We start from the raw sequence: 21,421 nt of genomic DNA on the forward strand, positions 1-21,421 counted from the left end.
TGCCGGCTCCGGTACGGGAGCCGGGTCGTGCGCCGCGTGGCCGGGCCGGTGGCGGCCCCCGGCGGTCCCGCGGGAGATCCGTCGCTCATCGGCCGCCTCCAGGACGCCACGGCCACGGTCCTCCAGCGGCGGCGCGCAGCCGGGCCAGGGTGCGGCGGCCGCGTTCGACCAGCTCGGGGTCGCCGTGGGCGGTGCCGAATCCGATTCCGGAGAGGGCGTCCAGCGCGGAGTCGGCCGTCAGACGTTCCGCTTCGGCCTCGGTCGGCTGTCTGCCGTATCCGTCGAAGAATGCCTCGGAGAGGTCGGGGCGCCCGGTCCACGCGTCGTCGAGCCGGACCAGGTCCCGTGTCGCGGGGCCGGGTTCACTGCGCTCGAAGTCGATCACGGCCACGGAACCGTCGTCGGCGCGCAGGAGGTTGCGGAGCTGGAAGTCGCCATGGGTCTCGACCCACTCCGGCGGCGGCAGCGTCGTGGCCCGCTCCAGCAGTTCGCGGACGAACTCCTCGTCCCCCGGCCGCAGATGGGGTCGCGCGGCCGCCAGCCGACGGTCGGCCCGCGTCTCGACGGGACCGGCCGCGGTGGGATCGGTTGCGGTGGGCGCGGGACGTGCCGGTGCGCTGTCGTGGATGCGCCGGGCCAGCGCGCCGAGCGTGCGGAACACCGTGCGCCCTTCCGCGGGCGAGAGGACCGCCCCGTACAGTGGCCGGCCCGGCACCGCCGTGACCACCACGGCCCGGAGTCTGTCGTCGGGTGCCACCAGCCGGGGCGCGGCGGAGCCCAGCGACAGCGCCCACGTGCGGTACGCCCGGACCTCCCTGGCGTGGACGCGGTCGTTCTGGTGGACCTTCACGTACCAGGTTCCCCCGTGCGTGCCGCGAGCCCGCCAGACCCGGCTGCCCGCACGCGCCCACCCGACGTCCGTCCAGCGGCTGATCCGTCCCACCGCACGCTCGGCGAACTCCCTGACGTCGGGTTCCGGTACCCGGGACGGCGGGTCGCCGTCGGCGCCCGGGACGATGCGGAGTCTGTCGGTGGCGGGATCGTAGGCGATCTCGTCGCGCGGCCGCTGGAAGTGCACCGCGAGCCGGGCCCCGGACGTGTACGCGTCGAGCCCCGCCCTGCAGTAGGCCACCGTCCCGGCGGGAAGGGAGTCGAGGCGGACCCAGTCCATCGCGTCGCACACCTCCGGCTCCGCGATCCGCGGATCGCCCCGCCACCGCCGGACCTCGAAGAAGTACCCGGTCCGGGAACGCCCGCCGGGTCCGCGGTGGTGCACGGTGACGGCGGCCCGGACGTCGGCGGGATCGATGACGACGCCGGTCTCCTCACGGGCCTCGCGGAGCAGCGCGGTGACGACGTCCTCGTGTGGGCCGTCCAGGTGCCCGGACGGCAGGTGCCAGAGTCCGGCGGCGTAGACCGCGCCGGCCCGGCGTGTCATCAGTACCTCGGGTCCGCCGGCGGTCTCTCTTCTCAGGATCAGGTGGACGTCCAGAGGCTCCCGGTGCCGCTCACGGGCGGTGCGGGTCGCCGGCGTCCCGGCGGAGGTCAACTCCCTCACCAGCCCATCTCGGTGTAGAGCCGGCCGGCGCGGATCCCGTCGACGGCGGCCCGGGTGTAGGGGACGATCGGTTCCGGCAGCTTCTCCGGCCGCCACCACTGCCAGGCGAGGCACTTGTCCGGCTCGCGCAGCTCCGGCACGCCCTGCCAGCGGCGGACGCGGAACACCAGCTGCATGCGCGGCGGCGAGCCGGGACCGTCGACGAGGTGCACGGCGTGCACGTACTCCGCGTCGGCCGGGTCGATGACCAGACCGGCCTCCTCGCGGGCCTCCCGGACCAGGCACCCGAGCGCCGGCTCCCGTTCGCAGTGCCCCGCGAGGAAGTGCCATGTCCGGCCGGCGTAGGCGCTGTCGGGATGCCGCAGCCCGAGCAGGACCCGCCCCTGGTCGTCCTCCAGATACAGGTGCACCCCGATCACATGCGGCAGCGTCCCGCCGCCGAACACTTCCCGTTCCACGTCCGGGATCCCGCCCGTCGCCGGGCCGCGTTCCTTCCGCTGCTCCTGTCCGGCCCAAGTCACCGTGGTCCCCCTCGACGGTCGTCCGGTGGTGTCGTCAGGCTCAACGACCGCGGCGGGATATCGAACACACGTATTTCGGACGGAGTCCGATCCGCCGTGGAGAGCGGGTCCGGGAACATGGGGGATGCATGGACCCTTGCCCGGCAACGGAACCGCGCCGGACGCGGATGGCCGAAACGCCGCTGTTTCCCTCGGAACGCGGCTCACGGCTCATGGCTCACGGCGAAACCCCGGGGCGCATCGCCTCGACGGTCAGCCGGTCCGTCGGCTGGGCATCATGCGGTGACGAGGCGGTGCGCGAGGGTCCGACCGCCGTGATAGTGGCCGTCTTCCACCACCACCTCGTTCACCCACCAGGACAACCCGGCGCCCACACCGACGGGTTGACGCCGGAGGCGCACGGCCGACCGCCGCTCAGGCGCTCAGGCGCTCAGGCGCTCAGGCGCTCAGGCGCTCAGCAGAATCTCGCAGGAGCAGTGGTGGAACTCCAGGCCGAGTTCGTGGTCCACGGCCTCGTTCGAGCGCGTGGCGGCCGCGCTGACCTTCTCCCAGGAGCCGTACTTGAGGTACAGCTGGTCCGCCGTCGGGCCGAGCGGGTTGCCGTACTTCTTGATGTTGCGGGCCTCCAGCTCCGCGACCTGCTCCGGGGTCATGCCGGCGCGGACGATGTCCTTGGCGTCGTTGCGCATCTGGACCAGGGTGCGGGCGACGTCCTCCTCCGAGCGGCCTTCGGCCCGCATGTCGCACGCGGTGCGCTCCATGTCCGCCAGCAGATCGTGGTAGCGCATGCGCTGTCCGCGGGCGACCTCGCGCTCCTGCGGTGTCTCGCGCCGGATCTGGCACACCACGGGTTCCGGGCTGGTGCACGGGCCGTGGTCCGGGGGTGCCTGGGAGACGGGGCCCACGACGACCGGTCCGCAGTCGGCGGCGGCCCGGCAGACATGGGCCGGCGGTGCGGCGAAGACGGGCTGCGCGGGGACGAGCAGGGCCTGAGCGGCCAGTACGGCGGGGACGATGCGACGGGCCACGGAACGCAGGCTGGGAAGCGACATGCGCCCATCGTCGAGTGGATCATGGGGAAGGGAGCGCTCCGACGGGCGGTCATGCCTCGTACGAGTGCCGGACTCCACTCAGCCGAGTGAATTCGGCACCGCCCGCGGCCCATAGCGCCGACGGCCGGACCGCGCGGGACCGGCCCGGCACCGAGACGGACCCGGCGGGCTGACGGTGTGGTCCCCGGACGCGTCCACCAGGGCACGCTCAGGGACGCGCCACCGACGGCGCAGGTCCCCCGGCCGGTTCGCCTCCCGCGACAGGGGCAAGGGACCGTTGCCAGGGCCCTACGCGTGCCCTACGGTTGCGCGCGTCAACCTCGCCCCCGCCCTGGGGAGTTGATACGACGTGCTGTCCCGACGAAACGCGTCCGCCGCCACCGCGACCGTCACCGTACCCGCCCCGGAGCAGCCCCCGCCGAGGCAGCCCTGAGGCTGGTGGGGCCGGCATGACCCACCGCCCCTCCCCCCGGCTCCGGCTCGTACCGATGGGAGAGCGGCGTCGTGCGATCCGCCGCCCCGGGACCGCGCTCCGCGCGACTTGCCGCTTCGACCTGGAGGGTTCTGTGGACCGCAAGAACCGACGGCTCGCCCACCGCGCGCCTGCCATCGCCGTGCTCGCCGCCACCGCCGTGCTCGGCGCGATGTCGCCGCCCGCGGACGCGGCCGGCCGGGCGGCCGGCACCGGGCCTGCCGCCGCTTCCCCGCACGGCCCGCGCGTGCCGCTGCGCGTCGCCACCTACAACATTCACGCCGGTGCCGGCCAGGACAACGTCTTCGACCTCGAACGCACAGCGGCCGCGATCCGCGATCTGGACGCCGACGTGATCGGCCTCCAGGAGGTCGACGTGCACTGGGGCGCCCGGAGCGACTACACCGACGAGGCCCGGGAACTGGCCGGACGACTGCACATGCGGGTCTTCTTCGCGCCGATCTACGACCTCCCCGCGGACACGGCGGACGGGCCGCGGCGGCAGTACGGCGTCGCGGTGCTGAGCCGCTTCCCGGTGCGCGACGCGCAGAACCACGAGATCACCCGGCTGTCCACGCAGACACCCGACCCGGTGCCGGCACCGGCGCCGGGCTTCGCCGAGGTGACGGTCAAGGCCCGCGGCACACTCGTGCACGTGTACGCGACCCACCTGGACTACCGCGCGGACCCCTCGGTCCGGCGCGCCCAGGCCGACGACATGCTGGCCGTGCTGGCCGAGGACCGGGGCCCGAAGATCCTCCTCGGCGACTTCAACGCCGAGCCGGACGCGCCGGAACTGGCCAGGCTGTGGGGCCCGTTGCGGGACTCCGCGCCGGACGGCGGCAAGACCTACCCGGCGGTCGGCCCGGTCAAGCGCATCGACGTCGTGGCCGTCTCACCGGACGTCACCGTCGCCCGCACGCACGAGTCCGCGACGGCGGCCTCCGATCACCGCCCGGTGGTGGCGGACCTTCTGCTGCGCCGCCACCGCCGCTGAGCGCCACAGCCACTGAGACGGGGCACGAAGGGCGGCCGGCCTCCCGGCCGAAACTCCTTTGCATGCTCCTGACAATCTCGCGGTTCCGTGGCACCCTGCCTCACGCACGTCCGTCCGCACCGTTCTTCGTTCCCCCCACCCTGCCCGGTCCCGACCGGTCCGGGCACGGCAGAAGGAGACCTGCGTGAGACGACACCGCACTGCCGTGGGCATTCTGCTGGCCGTCGGAGCACTGCTCACCGGCGGCCTCGTCCAGGCCGGGGCCGCCGAGGCGGCCCCGGTGGCGACGCCTTCCGGACCGTCGGCCGCGGCCCACACCGCTTCGGCCACGGAACAGCACCGGGCCCGCGCCTTCTGGACCGCCGAGCGCATGCGGGGGGCCACCCCCCTCGATCTGCTGCTGACCGAGCAGGCGGCCAAGACCCTCAAGTCCCCCGAGCCGCACGGGAGTCCGACCACCGTGGCCCCCACCCCCGCCCTCGCGTCCTTCCCGCAGGCGGGCGGCCCCTGGACCGGCGGCGGAGCCGTCGTCACCACCTCGGGCCGGGTGTTCTTCACCTTCCAGGGGCGCACCGCCTCCTGCACCGGCAACGCCGTCACCAGCCAGAACGCCAGCACCGTCGTCACGGCCGGGCACTGTGTGAAGTACCAGGGCAGCTGGCACACCAACTGGGTCTTCGTGCCCGCGTACAACAACGGCAACGCCCCGTACGGCCAGTGGACCGCGGCGAGGACACTGACGACGCCGCAGTGGGAGGCGAGCGAGGACATCAACTACGACGTCGGCGCCGCGGTCGTGGCGCCCCTGAACGGCAAGACGCTCACCTCGGTCGTCGGCGCGCAGGGCATCCAGTTCAACGGCGGCTACAACAAGCCGATGTACTCCTTCGGCTTCCCGGCCGCGGCGCCGTACGACGGCACGAAGCTCATCTACTGCGGCGGCAACAGTTCCAAGGACTTCCTGTTCACGCAGGATCACAGCCTCGGCTGCAACATGACGGGCGGTTCCAGCGGCGGCCCCTGGTTCACCGGCTTCGACGAGGCCACCGGCACCGGTCTGCAGGTCTCCGTGAACAGCTTCGGCTATTCGTTCCTGCCGAACTGGATGTTCGGCCCGTACTTCGGCGACGTGGTCAAGGCCCTGTACGACAAGGCCCGGACGTCGTAGCCCGGACCTCCGGCAGCGTGACCGCCGGTCGCCGGCCGTCACAGGATTCCCTTTCGCCGTGAGCCAGTCCGTCGAGGGCCCCGGAGCGCCGGGCCCTCGACGGGCGTTCCCGCGGTGGTGTGCCACGGTGTCCTTCCCCGCGTCCGGCTATCCGTCGACGGCCCGGAAGCCGCGCAGGCGCAGGCTGTTGCCGACCACGAAGACGGAGGAGAAGGCCATGGCCGCTCCCGCGATCATCGGGTTGAGCAGTCCCGCCGCGGCCAGCGGAAGGGCGGCGACGTTGTAGGCGAACGCCCAGAACAGGTTCGACCGGATGGTGCCCAGGGTCCTGCGGGCGAGCCGGATGGCGTCCGCCGCGACCCTCAGGTCCCCGCGCACGAGGGTGAGGTCTCCGGCCTCGATCGCGGCGTCCGTACCCGTGCCCATGGCCAGACCCAGGTCGGCCTGGGCCAGGGCCGCCGCGTCGTTCACGCCGTCGCCGACCATGGCCACCGAACGGCCCTCCCCCTGCAGGCGCTTGACCACGTCGACCTTGTCCTGCGGAAGCACCTCGGCGATCACCTGCCCGGGCTCGATACCGATCTCGGCGGCCACGGACTCGGCGACGGCCCGGTTGTCACCGGTCAGGAGCATGGGGGTCAGACCGAGGGCGCGCAGCCGGCGGATGGCCTCGGGGCTGGTCTCCTTGACGGCGTCGGCGACTTCGAGGACCCCGCGGGCCTCGCCGTCCCAGGCGACGGCGATGGCCGTGCGCCCGGCCTCCTCGGCGGCGGCCTTGGCGGCCCGCAGGTCCGCCGGCAGGGACATCGCCCAATCGGCGAGCAACTGCTCCCGGCCGACGAGGACGGCATGACCGTCGACGACGCCCTGGACACCGAGACCGGGGACGTTGGCGAAGTCCTCCGGGACGGGCAGCGCGCCGGCCCGGGCGGCGGCTCCGGCGGCGACGGCCTGGGCGATCGGGTGCTCGGAGGAGTGTTCCAGGGCGCCGGCCAGCCGCAGGACGTCCGCCTCGGCCGTGCCCTCGGCGGAGTGGACGGCCAGCAGGGTCATACGGCCGGTGGTGACGGTGCCGGTCTTGTCCAGGACGATGGTGTCGACCTTGCGCGTGCTCTCCAGGACCTCGGGGCCCTTGATGAGGATGCCGAGCTGCGCGCCGCGCCCGGTGCCGACCATGAGCGCGGTCGGGGTGGCCAGCCCCAGGGCGCAGGGGCAGGCGATGATCAGGACGGCGACCGCCGCGGTGAAGGCGGCGCTGAGGCCGGCGCCGTTGCCCACCCAGAAGCCCAGGGTGCCGACGGCGAGCGCGATCACGACGGGGACGAAGACCCCGGAGATCCGGTCCGCGAGGCGCTGGGCGGCGGCCTTGCCGTTCTGGGCGTCCTCCACCAGCCTCGCCATCCGGGCGAGCTGGGTGTCGGCGCCGACCCGGGTGGCCTCCACGACCAGCCGTCCGCCGGCGTTCAGGGTGGCGCCGGTGACACCGTCCCCGGCGGAGACCTCGACCGGGACGGACTCGCCGGTGAGCATGGAGGCGTCCACGGCGGAGGAGCCCTCGACGACCCTGCCGTCGGTGGCGATCTTCTCTCCGGGGCGGACGAGGAAGCGGTCGCCGACCTGCAGCTCCGCGACGGGCACGCGTTCCTCGCGGTCCCCGCGCAGCACGGTGACCTCCTTGGCGCCCAGCTCCAGCAGGGCCCTCAGGGCCGCGCCCGCCCGGCGCTTGGAGCGCGCCTCGAAGTACCGGCCGGCCAGGATGAAGGCGGTCACGCCGGCGGCGGCCTCCAGGTAGATGTTGCCGGCGCCGTCGGCGCGGGCGATGGTCAGCTCGAAGGGGTGCGTCATGCCGGGCGTGCCGGCGGTCCCGAAGAAGAGCGCCCACAGCGACCAGAGGAACGCCGCCGACGTACCGACGGAGATCAGCGTGTCCATGGTGGCGGCGCCGTGCCGGGCGTTGGTCCAGGCGGCTCTGTGGAAGGGCCAGGCGGCGTACGTCACCACGGGCGCCGCCAGCGTCAGCGACAGCCATTGCCAGTACTCGAACTGGAGCACCGGGACCATCGCCATCGCGATCACCGGTACGGCGAGCACCACCGCGGTGGTCAGCCGCTGCCGCAGGGGCCGCAGCTCGTCCGCCTCCCCGGCGGGGCCGGTGCCGGTCTCCGCCTCGGTGCGGACGGGCTCGGGTTCGCGCGCGGTGTAGCCGGTGGCCTCGACGGTGGCGATCAGATCCGCGACGGCTATGTCCTCGCGGAAGGTGACCTTGGCCTTCTCGGTGGCGTAGTTGACGGTGGCCTCGACGCCGTCCATGCGGTTGAGCTTCTTCTCGACGCGGGCGGCGCACGAGGCGCAGGTCATGCCGCCGATGGCGAGTTCGACCTCGGTGGCACCGGAAACGGTGGTGGACAAGTCTGCTCCTCGCAACTCATGGACGCGGCGGACTCCGGATCTCCAGGTACCTCCCCTGGGTATCCGAGGACGACCTCATAGATACCCCCCACCCGTATATAGACGCAAGCCCTCGCACCACATCAGGCCACTACCCCTGGGCGGTATATGCGCGAGCTGTCCGCCGAGTCGGCCCTCACGTGACCGCCGGGCCGGGGAATCGGCCGGTAATCACGGGCGCGCGGCCGCGGCCCGGCCACAGCGGTTAGGCTGACCCGTGCAGCTGGTTCGCCCCGTCCGCCAGGCGGGACGCGTCGTAAGAGGGAACCCGGTGGGAATCCGGGACTGCCCCGCAGCGGTGAGCGGGAACGACCGCCGTCATACGCACTGGGTCCGCGAGGGCCTGGGAAGCGACGGCCACTAGGTGTCTCGTACGACAACGAGACGTGCCCGCGAGTCCGAAGACCTGCCAACTGCCCGCGCGCGAACGACTCGGGCGCGGACATTCCGGTGACCTCGAGGGCGGGTCGGCGTGCACACGGACGGACGGGCAGACCACTGCCGTCCGCTCGGCCACCCCTTCGCGCTCTCGTCCCGTCCCCGGGATCTCAGGGATTCATCTCGCGAAGGAGATCTCCGTGACCACCAAGTCCGCAGCCGCGGCAGCACGGGCCACCGTGTACGGCTACCCCCGCCAGGGCCGGCACCGGGAGCTGAAGAAGGCCGTCGAGGGCTACTGGAAGGGCGGCGTCACCGCCGACGCCCTGCGCGCCACCGCCGCCGGCCTGCGCCGCGAGAACTGGCGGCAGCTCGCCGAGGCGGGCATCCACGAGGTGCCCACCGGCGACTTCTCGTACTACGACCACGTCCTGGACACCACCGTCATGGTCGGTGCGATCCCCGCACGTCACCGGGAGGCCGTCGCCGCCGGCCCGCTGGACGGCTACTTCGCCATGGCGCGCGGCACGCAGGACGTGGCGCCGCTGGAGATGACGAAGTGGTTCGACACCAACTACCACTATCTGGTGCCGGAGCTGGGCCCGGACACGGTGTTCACCGCCGACCCGGCCAAGCAGGTCGCGGAGCTGACGGAGGCCCTCGCCCTGGGCCTCACCGCGCGGCCCGTCCTGGTCGGCCCGGTCACCTACCTCCTGCTCGCCAAGCCGGCACCGGGCGTGGCCGCCGGCTTCGAACCGCTCACCCTCCTCGACCGCCTGCTCCCCGTGTACGCCGAGGTCCTCGCCGACCTGCGCGCGGCCGGCGCGGAGTGGGTGCAGCTGGACGAGCCCGCGCTGGTCCAGGACCGAACGCCGGCCGAACTGAACGCCGCCGCGCGCGCCTACCGCGGCCTCGGCGCCCTCACCGACCGTCCCCGGCTGCTGGTGGCGTCCTACTTCGGCCGGCTCGGCGAGGCTCTGCCGGTGCTCGCCAAGGCCCCGGTGGAGGGCCTGGCCCTGGACTTCACCGAGGCCGCCGCCGCCAACCTCGACGCTCTCGCCGCCGTCGGCGGGCTGCCCGGCAAGCGCCTGGTCGCCGGTGTCGTCAACGGCCGCAACGTCTGGGTGAACGACCTGGAGAACTCGCTCGCCACGCTCGGGACCCTGCTGGGCCTCGCGGACCGGGTGGACGTGTCGGCGTCCTGCTCCCTGCTGCACGTCCCGCTCGACGCCGCCCTGGAACGCGACATCGACCCGCAGATCCTGCGCTGGCTCGCCTTCGCGCGGCAGAAGACGCGCGAGACCGTCACGCTCGCCAAGGGCCTGGCCCAGGGCACCGACACGATCGCCGCCGAACTCGCCGCCAACCGGGCCGATCTGGCCTCCCGCGCCGGCTCTCCCCTCACCCGCGACCCGGCCGTACGGGCCCGCACCACCGCCGTGACGGATGCCGACGCCCGCCGCACCCCGTCGTACACCGAGCGCGCCGCCGCCCAGCGGGCCCATCTGGGCCTGCCGCCGCTGCCGACCACGACGATCGGCTCCTTCCCGCAGACGGACGAACTGCGGGCCGCGCGCGCGGCGTTGCGCGGCGGCCGCCTGGACACCGCCGGATACGAGGAACGCGTCAAGGCGGAGATCCAGGAGGTGATCTCCTTCCAGGAGAAGGCCGGCCTGGACGTCCTGGTGCACGGCGAGCCCGAACGCAACGACATGGTCCAGTACTTCGCGGAGCAGCTCACCGGCTACCTCGCCACCCGGCACGGCTGGGTCCAGTCCTACGGCACCCGCTACGTCCGCCCGCCCGTCCTGGCCGGCGACATCTCCCGCCCCGCACCGATGACGGTGCGCTGGACGAGGTACGCCCAGTCCCTCACCGGCCGCCCGGTCAAGGGCATGCTCACCGGCCCCGTGACCATGCTGGCCTGGTCCTTCGTCCGGGACGACCAGCCCCTCGGCGACACCGCCCGGCAGGTCGCCCTCGCCCTGCGCGACGAGGTGAACGACCTGGAGGCGGCCGGCACGGCGGTGATCCAGGTGGACGAGCCCGCCCTGCGCGAGACGCTGCCGCTGCGCGCCGCCGACCGGGCCGCCTATCTGGCCCGGGCGACGGAAGCGTTCCGGCTCACCACCGCCGGGGTGCGTCCGGACACCCAGATCCACACCCACATGTGCTACGCCGAGTTCGGTGACGTCGTCCAGGCCATCGACGACCTCGACGCCGACGTCATCAGCCTGGAGGCGGCCCGTTCGCACATGCAGGTCGCCCGCGAGCTGGCCGCGCACGGCTACCCGCGCGAGGCGGGGCCGGGTGTGTACGACATCCACTCTCCGCGCGTGCCGAGCCCCGAGGAGGCCGCCGGGCTGCTGCGCACCGGTCTGCTGGCGATCCCGGCCGAGCGACTGTGGGTCAACCCGGACTGCGGGCTGAAGACCCGCGGCTGGCCGGAGACCCGCGCTTCCCTGGAGAACCTGGTGGCGGCGGCCCGTACGGTCCGTGAGGAGCTGTCCGGCTCCTGACGGCCCCTGCGCCGCCGGTCCGGCCCCGCGCGCGAGGCGCGGGGCCGGGCCGGCGTGCTGCGGTGCGGGCGAGTCGCGGCGTCTTTCTCGGCGGCCGCGGCCGGGCGCCGGCCGGCGGTGGGCTCGCCCGTGTGGGCATGGGGTGGATGCGGTGCCCGTGGTCGCCGGGCCGGGGATCCGTGGAAGCCGCGCAACCCCGCGGATGCTAGGTTCGCGAACGCGGCGGGCGGGAGGAGGGGGTGCGGGGCATGGTCCGGCGACCGGCGGAACCGCGAGGTCCGCGGCGAGGCCGCGCCGCCCGCGCACGCGGCGTCCCCACCAGGGACTTGGGCGTTCTCCGCCCCGGACCGGATCCTCACGGACACCCGCCTTCCCTGACGACCGTCCCAGGAGCGACCGCGTGACCAGCCGAGTGTTCCTCGTCTCCCCCGCCATGAGCGTGTCGCTGCGCCAGGCGCGCTTCGACGACGACGGCCCGCTCGACGCCACCGGCGCGGCGCGGGCCCGGTCGGCGGCCGGGTCGCTGCCCGCCGCGGCCCGGGTGCTCGTCTCCCCCGCCGAGCGCTGCCGTCGGACGACGGCCGCGCTGGGCCTCGACGGCGTGCCGGTGCCCGAGCTGGCGGGTCTCGACATGGGCCGCTGGCGAGGCCGCACGCTGGACGAGGTGGGGGCCGCCGAGCCGGAGGCGGTGGGCCGCTGGCTCTCCGACCCCGAATGCGCGCCGCACGGCGGTGAGTCCGTGCGGGACCTGTGCGCGAGGGTGGCTCGCTGGCTGGCGGACGCGCGGACGCTGGAGGGCCGTACGCTCGCCGTGGTCGAGCCGGAGGTGGTGCGGGCGGCCGTCGTCGACGCGCTGGGCCTTCCCGGTGCGGTGTTCTGGCGGCTGGACGTGCCGCCCCTGACCGTGACCGAACTCAGTGGCCGGGCCGGGCGCTGGAACCTGCGGCTGGGGAGTGCGCCGGCCGCCGTGGAGAGCGAATAGGGCCTCTCGTCCGGGCCGGACCGGGCGGGCGGCGGGCGGCGGTTCGGGACGCCCTGCCGCGGCGACGGCGGTCCTGGGAGGCGCCGGTGACGGCGGTTCAAGAAGGGACGCGGGGACGGCGGTTCAGGTCGCCGCGTCCCGGTGGCGGCGCAGCAGTGCCGCCACCGCGCAGCGCAGACACACGGTGTCGGCGTGCCCCGGCGTGGCCTCCGGCCCGGGGCACGTCGTGGACGGCACGTGGGCCGGGTCCTGGCAGGCGTCCCCCCGGGTCTCGATCAGCGTCTCCAGTTCGTACAGCAGCTGTGCGGTGCGCTTCGCCTGCTGGGAGAGCACCCGGACCCGGGCGCTCTGGCCGCCGATCTGCCGTCGGCTGGCGACCAGTTGCTCGTACTCCTGCGGGGTGAGGGCGACCGCCTCGTGGCCGCCGAGGGTGATGCGGCGCGGCTGGGGGGCTCTGGCCACTCGGTTCCTCCGTCCTCGCCTGGGTGCCCGTGTGCTCCTCGCCCGGGTGCCCGCGTCTGATCGGCCGGCTTCCCGTGCCACGGCACCGATCGGCTCGTCGTCGTCCGTGCCGGGAGAACGCCAGAGGGCCCCCGGATGGTTCCGAAGGGCCCTCTGTGGTCCGGAAGGAGTCAGTGCGCGGCCGGAACCGTTCGCCCGGCGGCTTTCGCCGGCCTCGGGTTCAGCAGCCGCTCGGCCAGCTCGCCGAAGGCGAGGCCGAACCCTCCCCACAGGACGGACTGGATGGCCAGCGCGGACAGCCGGAACCGCCACAGCAGGGCGGCCGGGAAGTCCTGCGGCACCTCGTTGACGACCGGCAGGAACTCGTAGGCCAGGCCGACCACGACGGCGAACGCGGCCACCGCGACGACCGTCGCCCACCAGTTGCCCAGACCGGGCGCGAGACGCTTGCCCAGGATGGTGGCGCCGACCGCGAGAAGGACGCTGAGCAGCATCATCAGGAAGTACAGGGTGGTCCGCTTGCTGATGGTGTCGGGATCGCCCACCGACGGCGGATTGGCCGGGTACTTCAGGAACGGCACGACGTAGACGGTGAGCAGCGCGGAGCCCGACAGCAGCAGGGCGGTGGCGCGCGGGCCGAAGCGGCCGACGCGGCCCATCGCGAAGCAGAAGGCGAGCGCCGCGATGCCGCCGAAGGCGACGCCGTAGACGAGGACGCCGGTGGCGAGACCGGCGGTGGACTGCAGGGAGCGGGAGACGACTTCCATCTCGTGCTCGTGGGAGTGGGCGTCCTCGAAGGCGATCGCCTTGTCCACGCTCGGCTCACCGAGGAGGTAGGCGGCGATCAGGGCGAGCACGCCGGCGGCCAGGCCGGCGAGCATGCCCCGCACCAGGAGGTTTCTTACCGTTGCGGAGTTCATGGTGGTGCGGTGTCCCCTCGCGTCAGTGGCAGGGGAAACCGAGCAGGTGGCGGGCGTCGTGCACCCACTCGTGGACGTCCGTGCCGTTGAACACGGAGGTGGCGCCCTGCTCGGCGCCGACGAAGTACAGCAGGACCAGCATCAGGATGCCGAAGAAGGCCGCCCAGGGAGCTATCGCCTTCAGCGGCAGCTTGGCGGGAACGGCGGGGGTGGTGGCTGTCGGCTGGGCGACGGTCTGCGCCATGGCAGGACCTCCTCTGGGAGTTCGCGTCCCATCTCGGTGGTGCACAGGACGACGGCCACGGGTCTGACTCACGAAACGCCTCGGGGACGCTTCGCACACAGTGGCGCGACCGTGCCGGGTTTCCACCGGCTTCCGTCTCGCCGTCGTCGATATCGCTCAGACCGTACCGCGTGACGCGTGCACGGCCAAGACCGCGCCCGACCGCCGTGATCTTCCTCTCGCACGGGCGATCGGTCCTGGTGTCCGTGGGCCGGTGGTGGCGGGTCGACGGGCGCCGCCCCGGCGGGCGCCCGTCCCTCCTTCTGGTCCGCGGTCGCGAACATCCCGCGGAAGCGGGCGCCGTTCGAAGGGTGAGCCTGCCGTGAGCGTGGTCGCGAGGACCCGCGCGGGTGGGTCCGGGGCGACGGTACGGCTCAGCCTCCCTGCGGGTAGGTGCCGGGGCCGGCGAGGCCCAGTTCACGGTCGCCGAGCGGGGCGAAGAAGCGTTCCACGTCGGCGTCGCCGACCTCGGCGAGGGTCGCGGGGGACCAGCGCGGGGCACGGTCCTTGTCGATGATCTGCGCGCGGACGCCCTCGACCAGGTCGGGGGTGCTCAGGGCGGCGCAGGAGACGCGGTACTCCTGGTCCAGGACCCGCTCCAGCGAGCCGAGGCGCCGGGCGCGGCGGACCGCGGCCAGGGTGACCTTGAGGGCGGTGGGTGACCGGGTGAGCAGGGTCTCGGCCGTCTCCTTCGCCTCGGGGCCGCCGTCGGCGAGCAGCCGCCGGACGATCTCCTCGACCGTGCCGGCGGCGTAGCAGGCGTCGATCCACGCGCGCTGCTCGGCCAGTCGCCCCGGGGGCGGCGGCTGTTCGTGGCGTACGAGGGCGTCCCGTACGGGGGTTCCGGCGAGATCGTCGAGAAAGGCAGGGAGGGCGGCGGACGGCAGGTAGTGGTCGGCGAGCCCGCACAGCAGGGCGTCGGCGGCGCCGATCTGTGTGCCCGTCAGCGCGAGGTGGGTGCCGAGTTCGCCGGGGGCCCGGGCGAGCAGATGGGTGCCGCCGATGTCGGGGACGAAGCCGATACCGGTCTCGGGCATGGCGATCCGCGACCGCTCCGTGACGACGCGGACGCTGCCGTGCGCGGAGACGCCGACCCCGCCGCCCATGACGATGCCGTCCATGACGGCGACGTACGGCTTGGGGTAGCGGGCGATGCGGGCGTTGAGGTGGTACTCGTCGCGCCAGAACGCGGCGGAGGCGGTGCCGTCGCCGTCCCGGGCGTCGTCGTGGACGGCGCGGATGTCGCCGCCCGCGCACAGGCCGCGCTCCCCCGCGCCGGTGATCACGACGGTTTCCACGGCCGGGTCGTGTTCCCACACGCTCAGGGCCTCGTCGATCCGCCGGATCATGTCGTGGTTCAGGGCGTTGAGCGCCTTGGGCCGGTTGAGGGTGATGTGTGCGGCCCGGCCCTCGGTGCGCAGCAGCACGGGGGCGGCTGAGGGCGCGGCGGACTGTTCGCCGCCGGTCATCCGGTCGCCTCCGGCAGGGCACGGGCCACGATGACGCGCATGATCTCGTCGGTTCCTTCCGGGAGCTGGTGCACCGCAGTTCACGGCCGATCCTCTCAAGGCCGTACGCGCCGGCGTGGCAGTGGCCCCCGTGCGGCCGGAGGCCTCGGCCGGGCTTCCCGGCGGAGCGGTGTTCAGGGTTCCGCGCGGCGCCGTGGCGGCGTGAAGGCGTACAGGTCGAGGATGTCGGGCCGGGGGGCCAGGCCCGGGCCGCCGGCGCGCGCCCAGGCGATGATGTCCTCGGTCGCGTCCGCGTCGTTGACGAGCCCGAGCCACACCGGCCGTGCCCCGGCGGCCCGGCCCGCGGCGGAGGGCTGTACGACGATGACGTTGGCCTGATCGCACACGTCGAGACACTCGGAGACGCGCACCGGTACCTCCGCCCGCAGCCGCGCGGTCTGCGCGGCGTGGTCGACGCCGGTGACCTTGGGGCTGCCGCAGCAGCAGTCCCGGCACACGACGACCCGGCACGGTGCCGGACCGCTCCCCGGTGCTCCCCCGCCCGGTCCTGCTTCCTTCGGCCGTTCGGCCATGCCGCGCCACTCCCCTCCCGGGGAGATCCGCCCCGGTGTTCCGTGAGGAGGCGACCGCGTGAGTCTCCTGGCTCCCGGGTCGCGGCTCGTCCCGCCTTCCCACCCCGTTCGGGGCAGTGGCCTGCCGGAACTCGCTGACCGGTCACAGTGGCGGGACCGCGCCGGATTCACACCGGCTTCCTCGGACCGCCGTCGCCCTATGTCGCGGGCCATCATTCCATCAGCGGCGTCGCGCCGTCACCCGGCCGCCGTACGGACGGGCGCCGGCGGCCGGCCGGGGGCGGCCCGACTCCCCTCCGGTCAGCGGAAGAAGACGACCGACCGGAGCTTCAGTCGCTCGCTTCCGTACCCGGTGCGCGGGCGCAGTGTGAACGAGTCTCCCGTGCAGTCCGGTTCGGTGAACACCAGCGCGTACTCGTCGGTCCGGTTGCGCGGGGAGTGGGCCGGAGAGCTGGATCCGGGGTCCGCGACCTCGGGGAGGGTGATGCACTCCCCGCTGTCCGGGTCTTCGAGGACCGCGGTCCTCGGTGAGCCGTCCAGACCGGTGTAGGTGTACTGGAACTCTCCCGTCGCGGCGGAGGCGGAGCCGGGAACGGCCAGGGTCAGGGCGAGGGCGCCGAAGGCGGCGACGGCGGTGGTGCGCAGACGCATGGGAAAGGTGTCCCTTCACAAGGAGTGACGGCGTGCGGAAGTCACCCTTCCCAAGATCGCGTCACCTCGCGCGGTCACCGGCCGCCGAATCGATCCGGCCTCACCCGAACGAGCCAGCCGCCCTCCTCTCAGCCGTCCGACGCCGTGCCGAACCACGCCTGGGCGAGCGAGTCCAGCGTCCCTTCGGCGGGCACGTCCAGCTCCTCCAGATACCAGGGGAGGTTGCTGTACACGTGCAGCAGCGTGTACGCGAGCAGCAGGGACGGCTCGAAGGCGCGGCCGTACGCCCGGGTGAGCCGGGCCAGCGGGCCGGGACGGCCGCGGGTGACGAACAGGCCGACTCCGACGAAGTCGTACGCGGGGTCGCCGATCATGGCCGGCTCGAAGTCGAAGAACCCCGACAGGCGCGGGCCGTCCGGATCGACGAGGAAGTGCTGCCGCATGACCTCGGTGTGCAGCAGGGAACGGTGCGGGCCACGCGGCAGCGGGACCGAGGCGAGGAAGTCCGGGATCTGCTCCAGCCAGGCCTCCGGCAGTCCGTGGGCGCGCTGCCGGGCCACGGCGCCGGCGGCCTGCCGGTCCAGGAAGGTACCCCAGTCACCGGGGCGGAGGACGTCGCGGAGGGGTTCGGGGTCGAGGGAGTGCAGCACCGCCAGGGTCTCGCCGATGCCGGTGAGGAGCCGTTCATGTCCGGGACGCGGCAGGCGGTCCCATGCGTGGGCCAGGTTCTCGCCGCGGAGCCGGGACATCAGGACGTACCGCCAGCCGTTCTCGTACTCGCCGAAGTCCCGCACCCGGGGTGTCGGTACCGGCAGCCGTCCCTGGAGGTGGGCGAGGACGCGGCCCTCGGCGACACCGTCACCGGCGGCCGCCGCCGGGAACAGCTTGAGCACGTGCTCGTCACCCACCGCGTAGACCGGCTGCGACCCCTCCGGGAAACGGGTCAGCGGTGCGCCGTCGAGACCGAGGCGGGCGCAGAGGTCCTCCACGCCGGGTCGCATCACGGTCTCGTCGCGGACGATCGCGTCCCACTCCTCGTCCGTTTCCACAGCAGGCAGCATGACCGGGACCGTAGGCCACCGTTCGCCGGGCGGCAACGGAGATTCCGGGCCCCCGGCTCCCGTGGCCGCCGGTCCCGCACCCGCGTCGGCCCACCGTCCTGCCGTCGGCCCCCGGGACCGGCCGGTGTCACTCGAACGGGTCAGGTGCGCGGACCCGTTCGGGCGCGGCCTCCCACGTCCGGCCACCGGCGGCGCGGCACGGGCCGCGGCTCACTCGAAATGACGAATGACGGGCCGTGCGCCCCTTGTCCTCACTGTCCCCTCCCCCGTTCGGAGTTGCGGCCGTACGGGCGACATGAGTCCGTGGGAGTCGTGTCCCACCGGATCTCACTCAGGAGGAGACATGGGCACCAACCATCAGGGCCGGACGGCCGAGAAGCTGAACGTCGTGTTCGCGGTTCGCGTGATCGAGGGCGGAGAGCAGGGCTTCCTGGATCTGTACGAGCGGCTCCGGAAGTCCGTGGCCGGCACCCCCGGCCACATAGTCGAGCGGCTCGGCGCACCCGCCGACGACTCCCGGCAGTGGGTGATCACCAGCGAATGGGAGTCGGCCGACGCGTTCTTCGCGTGGCAGCAGAGCGAGGAGCACCAGGAGCTGGTGGCCCCGCTGCGCGAGTTCGTCGACCAGAGGCAGTCGCTGCGGTTCCGGGTCGTCAAGGAGACCAAGGGGGTGGCGTCGTGACGCGCGCCTCCGTCGGTCCCGTCGCCGTGCTCGGGCTCGGTGCCATGGGCGCCGGGCTGGCCGGCCGCCTGCTCGAACAGGGGGTGGAGGTCCGGGTCTGGAACCGTAACCCGGACCGGACCGCGCCGCTCGCCGAGGCGGGCGCCCACGTCGCCGCCCGCCCGGCCGAAGCGGCCGCGGGTACGAGCGCCGCCATCTGCGCCGTGGCCGACGGCGAGGCCCTCGCCGCCGTGCTGCGCGGGCCGGGCGGCGTGCTGGCCGAGGACCCCTATCCAGGCGTCCTGCTCTGCGCCAGCACCGTCGCCCCCGAGGAGGTCGTCCAGATCGCCGGGGACATCCCCCGCATCCTGGACATGGGCATGCTCGGCAACCGCGACCACGCCCGCGACGGGGAGCTGCGGCTGTTCGTCGGCGGCGACGGACAGGCGTTCAACGCCGCCCGGCCGCTGCTGGACACGCTGGGCAAGGAAGTGGTCCATCTGGGCGCACTCGGTTCCGGCATGCGGATGAAACTGCTCCTCAACCTGCTGATGGGTATCGAGGTGCAGGCCCTGGCCGAGGCGGCCGAACTGGCGGACGCCTGCGGACTGGACCGGCAGCAGGTCCTCAAGACCATCTCGGGCAGCGGTTTCGCCTCCCCGGTCATGGCCTTCAAGTCCCGGCGCCTGGCCGCCGGCCGCTTCGACGAGCCGGACTTCCGGCTGCGGCTGATGGCGAAAGACCTCATGCTCGCTACCAAGCAGGCAGCAGCAGTCGGCCTGAGCCTGCCGCTGGCGACCGCCGCGGCGGAGACCCACGTCCGCGCCACCGAGCAAGGACTGGGCGACCAGGACTGTGCCGCGGTCATCCGCGCACTCGCACCGAAACCGGGAACCGATACGTGATCATCGACATCCACGGGCACCTGTCCCCACCGGAAGCGGCGGAACGCTTCCCCATGCCCCCGAGCCTCACCGACGTCGACGGCATGCTCGCCGCCCGCGCCGAGGCCGGCATCGACCTCACCATCATCGGCAGCCCCGTCGGGGCCGGCGCGATGGCGCGGGTGCCGGGCGTCGACAACTACGCCCAGCCCCGCGACCGGCTGCGCGGCTTCCACGCCTGGATGTCGGGCCTGATCCGCACGTTCCCGGACCAGTTGCGCGGGTACGTCTACGCCAACCCGTTCGGGGACGACGATCACCTCGAAGGGGTGCGCGAGACCCTCGCGGACCCCGCGTTCGTCGGCCTGATCACCACGTCCAGCGTCCACGGGGAGCTGCTCGGCTCGCAACGCGCCGACTCCTTCTTCGCGCTGGCCGCGGAGGCGGAGGTGCCGGTCCTGGTGCACGCCCCCGCCGAACCGGTCGGCACGGAGCGGGTGGACGAGACGGGCTTCGTCGAGCAGATCGGCCGCTTCGGCGACGTCACGATGGGCATGGCCATGATCGCGTTCGCGGGATGGCTGGACAAGTACCCGGGTCTGCGACTGATCGGCGCGACCGGCGGCGGCGCGATGGCGCTGCTGCCGGAGCGTCTGCAGACCGCTGCGCGCCCCCGGCACTGGGCCGGGGGCGCGCCGCCCGCCGGCCGGCCCGGGGCGCCCTCCGCCGCCCCGGACGCCGCCCGGCCGGGCGGGGTGCGGCCGGCGGCCGACCCGGCCGCCGCGCTGCGGCGCATGTACGTCGACACGAGCCCGTTCAGCGCGGCGCACCTGAGCCTGAACGCGGAGGTGCTGGGGCCCGAACGCATGCTGTTCGGCACGGACTCGCCGCCGATGGCCGCACCGCTGGAGGACTTCATCCACATGATCGAGAAGCTGCCGCTCGACAAGGCGTCCCAGCAACTCGTCCTCGGCGGCAACGCCCAGGCCCTCTTCGACCTCAGGAGCCGTCCGTGACCACCACGCAGGAGGCCGTCACCGCGGCCGAGCGGTGCACCCCCGAGTTCCGGCGCGATCCCCACCCGGTCTACGCCCACCTCCGCACGGCGGCGCCCGTCTGCCCCATGAGCCCGCCGCACGGCAACGAGACCTATCTGATCACCCGTTACGAGGACGCGCGGGCCGCGCTGGCTGATCCGCGGCTGAGCAAGGACATGTACGGGGCCATGGACGCCTACCGGAGGATCTTCGGTGACTCGTCCGTGGCGCTGGACGACAACATGCTCAACTCCGACGCGCCCAAGCACACCCGGCTGCGCAGGCTGGTCAACTCCGCCTTCACGCCACGGCGCGTTCAGGCGCAGCGGCCGCGGATCGAGGAGATCGTCCGGAACCTGCTCGACGAGTGCCCGGCCCATGAGCCCTTCGACCTCCTGCCGGCCTTCGCGTTCCCGCTGCCGATCATCGTGATCTGTGACCTGCTCGGCGTGCCGCCCGAGGACCGGACGCGGATGCAGCAGTTGTCCACCACGGTGGCGCAGACCGGTTTCGGCGAGGAGTTCAAGCGGGCGCAGCAGCGGGCGGAGGAGGATCTGCACGCGTACTTCACGCACCTCATCACCGCCAAGCGGGAACGCCCGGGCGACGACCTGCTCAGCGCGCTCATCACGGTCCGGGACAACGAGGACGGCGGGCTCACCGAGAGCGAACTGGTCTCGACGGCCTTCCTGCTGATGTTCGCGGGTCACAAGACGACCGCCTACCTCATCGGCAACGCCGTCCACCATCTCCTGTCGCACCCCGCGCAGTTGCGCGCCGTCCGGGAGGATCCCGAGCTGATCCGCGCGGCGGTCGAGGAACTGGTCCGCTTCGACGGCTCGGTGGAGAGCGCGACGTTCCGCTACGCCACCGAGGACGTGGAGTACAGCGGGACCCGGATCCCCAAGGGCGCCCTGGTCCAGATCGCGCTCAGCTCGGCCAACCGCGATCCGGTGAAGTTCGAGGCGCCGGACGAGCTGAACGTGAGGCGGCCGGGGAACGCGCAGGACGCCCATCTCGGGTTCGGGCACGGCAGTCACTACTGTCTGGGAGCCCCGCTGGCCCGGCTGGAGACACAGCTGGCCCTCACGCTGCTGTTCGACCGGTTCCCGGGGATGGCCCTGGCCGGCGGCGCCGGCGGGCCGCGGTGGCTGGAGGTGCCGTTCCCCGCCTTCCGCGGCCTGGCCGAGCTGCCGGTCGTCCTCGACCCCGCCGGCTGAGGCGCGGTGCACCACGCCCGCGGGGCGTCCGGCGCGGCCGGACGCCCCGCGGGCGTGCGCGTTCCTGCCGGGCCGCGCCGGGCGGCAGTTGCGCCGGGCTGACCCG

At 73.4% G+C, this 21,421-nt stretch carries 19 protein-coding genes and 2 riboswitches; of the genes, 8 read left to right on the forward strand and 11 right to left on the reverse strand.

Translation table 11 applies throughout. From position 1 onward, the window contains the following. Positions 1-85 precede the first annotated feature (85 nt). The 3 genes from FHS34_RS05955 to FHS34_RS05965 form a co-directional block, all read right to left on the reverse strand. On the reverse strand, positions 86-1,558 hold the full coding sequence (locus tag FHS34_RS05955) for a phosphotransferase (RefSeq protein ID WP_308288301.1): 1,473 nt from the start codon (positions 1,556-1,558) through the stop codon (positions 86-88). After that, positions 1,555-2,079: an NUDIX hydrolase gene (locus tag FHS34_RS05960; protein ID WP_184961886.1), complete on the reverse strand. Its 525-nt coding sequence runs from the start codon at positions 2,077-2,079 to the stop codon at positions 1,555-1,557. Before FHS34_RS05960 ends, FHS34_RS05955 begins: the two co-directional genes overlap by 4 nt. A 446-nt stretch (positions 2,080-2,525) precedes the next feature. After that, positions 2,526-3,131 (reverse strand): hypothetical protein, encoded by a 606-nt coding sequence (locus FHS34_RS05965; RefSeq protein ID WP_184961888.1) that lies wholly within the window; start codon positions 3,129-3,131, stop codon positions 2,526-2,528. A gap of 566 nt (positions 3,132-3,697) precedes the next feature. On the opposite strand from FHS34_RS05965, the gene FHS34_RS05970 reads away from it, so the two are divergent. Both FHS34_RS05970 and FHS34_RS05975 read left to right on the forward strand, forming a co-directional pair. Next, entirely contained in the window at positions 3,698-4,600 is a 903-nt protein-coding gene (locus FHS34_RS05970; RefSeq protein ID WP_225817540.1) for an endonuclease/exonuclease/phosphatase family protein, read from the forward strand. Between the two features lie 184 nt (positions 4,601-4,784). Next, positions 4,785-5,768, forward strand: a complete 984-nt coding sequence (locus FHS34_RS05975; protein ID WP_184961890.1) for a trypsin-like serine peptidase — start codon at positions 4,785-4,787, stop codon at positions 5,766-5,768. A 147-nt stretch (positions 5,769-5,915) separates the two neighbouring features. On the opposite strand, the gene FHS34_RS05980 is transcribed toward FHS34_RS05975, so the two are convergent. After that, complete coding sequence (locus tag FHS34_RS05980) at positions 5,916-8,177, reverse strand: heavy metal translocating P-type ATPase (RefSeq protein WP_225817541.1); 2,262 nt, start codon at positions 8,175-8,177, stop codon at positions 5,916-5,918. Positions 8,178-8,423: 246 nt separating this feature from the next. Beyond that, positions 8,424-8,644, forward strand: a riboswitch (cobalamin riboswitch). 150 nt (positions 8,645-8,794) lie between these two features. Between FHS34_RS05980 and metE the strand changes: the two genes are divergently transcribed. Further along, the gene (gene metE, locus FHS34_RS05985) at positions 8,795-11,113 is read left to right on the forward strand and encodes a 5-methyltetrahydropteroyltriglutamate--homocysteine S-methyltransferase (protein WP_184961892.1); all 2,319 of its coding nucleotides are present in this window, start codon (positions 8,795-8,797) and stop codon (positions 11,111-11,113) included. A 400-nt stretch (positions 11,114-11,513) separates the two neighbouring features. Next, complete coding sequence (locus tag FHS34_RS05990) at positions 11,514-12,095, forward strand: histidine phosphatase family protein (RefSeq protein WP_184961894.1); 582 nt, start codon at positions 11,514-11,516, stop codon at positions 12,093-12,095. Between the two features lie 123 nt (positions 12,096-12,218). On the opposite strand, the gene FHS34_RS05995 is transcribed toward FHS34_RS05990, so the two are convergent. From FHS34_RS05995 to FHS34_RS06025, 7 genes are all read right to left on the reverse strand, one after another. Next, positions 12,219-12,557, reverse strand: a complete 339-nt coding sequence (locus FHS34_RS05995) for a hypothetical protein (protein WP_184961896.1) — start codon at positions 12,555-12,557, stop codon at positions 12,219-12,221. Positions 12,558-12,727: 170 nt separating this feature from the next. Next, the gene (locus tag FHS34_RS06000; RefSeq protein ID WP_184961898.1) at positions 12,728-13,477 is read right to left on the reverse strand and encodes a CbtA family protein; all 750 of its coding nucleotides are present in this window, start codon (positions 13,475-13,477) and stop codon (positions 12,728-12,730) included. Between the two features lie 22 nt (positions 13,478-13,499). After that, positions 13,500-13,721, reverse strand: a complete 222-nt coding sequence (locus tag FHS34_RS06005) for a CbtB domain-containing protein (RefSeq protein ID WP_184961900.1) — start codon at positions 13,719-13,721, stop codon at positions 13,500-13,502. Between the two features lie 413 nt (positions 13,722-14,134). Then, the gene (locus tag FHS34_RS06010) at positions 14,135-15,229 is read right to left on the reverse strand and encodes an enoyl-CoA hydratase/isomerase family protein (RefSeq protein WP_184961902.1); all 1,095 of its coding nucleotides are present in this window, start codon (positions 15,227-15,229) and stop codon (positions 14,135-14,137) included. A 173-nt stretch (positions 15,230-15,402) separates the two neighbouring features. Then, positions 15,403-15,801 carry a (2Fe-2S) ferredoxin domain-containing protein gene (locus tag FHS34_RS06015; RefSeq protein ID WP_184961904.1) on the reverse strand — a complete coding sequence of 133 codons (399 nt, stop codon included), beginning with the start codon at positions 15,799-15,801 and terminating at the stop codon, positions 15,403-15,405. Positions 15,802-15,861: 60 nt separating this feature from the next. Further along, positions 15,862-15,984: riboswitch (cobalamin riboswitch) on the reverse strand. A gap of 117 nt (positions 15,985-16,101) precedes the next feature. After that, the gene (locus FHS34_RS06020; RefSeq protein WP_184961906.1) at positions 16,102-16,452 is read right to left on the reverse strand and encodes a hypothetical protein; all 351 of its coding nucleotides are present in this window, start codon (positions 16,450-16,452) and stop codon (positions 16,102-16,104) included. Positions 16,453-16,580: 128 nt separating this feature from the next. Then, positions 16,581-17,513, reverse strand: a complete 933-nt coding sequence (locus FHS34_RS06025) for an aminoglycoside phosphotransferase family protein (protein ID WP_184961908.1) — start codon at positions 17,511-17,513, stop codon at positions 16,581-16,583. A 343-nt stretch (positions 17,514-17,856) separates the two neighbouring features. On the opposite strand from FHS34_RS06025, the gene FHS34_RS06030 reads away from it, so the two are divergent. From FHS34_RS06030 to FHS34_RS06045, 4 genes are read left to right on the forward strand one after another with little or no spacing between them, the layout of a single operon-like run. Further along, complete coding sequence (locus FHS34_RS06030) at positions 17,857-18,195, forward strand: antibiotic biosynthesis monooxygenase family protein (RefSeq protein WP_184961910.1); 339 nt, start codon at positions 17,857-17,859, stop codon at positions 18,193-18,195. After that, positions 18,192-19,079, forward strand: a complete 888-nt coding sequence (locus tag FHS34_RS43730; RefSeq protein WP_184961912.1) for an NAD(P)-dependent oxidoreductase — start codon at positions 18,192-18,194, stop codon at positions 19,077-19,079. The genes FHS34_RS06030 and FHS34_RS43730 overlap by 4 nt, the downstream gene beginning before the upstream one ends. Beyond that, the gene (locus FHS34_RS06040) at positions 19,076-20,074 is read left to right on the forward strand and encodes an amidohydrolase family protein (protein WP_184961914.1); all 999 of its coding nucleotides are present in this window, start codon (positions 19,076-19,078) and stop codon (positions 20,072-20,074) included. The genes FHS34_RS43730 and FHS34_RS06040 overlap by 4 nt, the downstream gene beginning before the upstream one ends. Next, a complete protein-coding gene (locus FHS34_RS06045; protein WP_184961916.1) occupies positions 20,071-21,315 on the forward strand; it encodes a cytochrome P450 family protein in 1,245 nt (414 codons plus the stop codon). The genes FHS34_RS06040 and FHS34_RS06045 overlap by 4 nt, the downstream gene beginning before the upstream one ends. Positions 21,316-21,421: the final 106 nt, after the last annotated feature.

The sequence above is a fragment of the Streptomyces echinatus genome (assembly GCF_014203595.1).
GTDB lineage: Bacteria > Actinomycetota > Actinomycetes > Streptomycetales > Streptomycetaceae > Streptomyces > Streptomyces echinatus.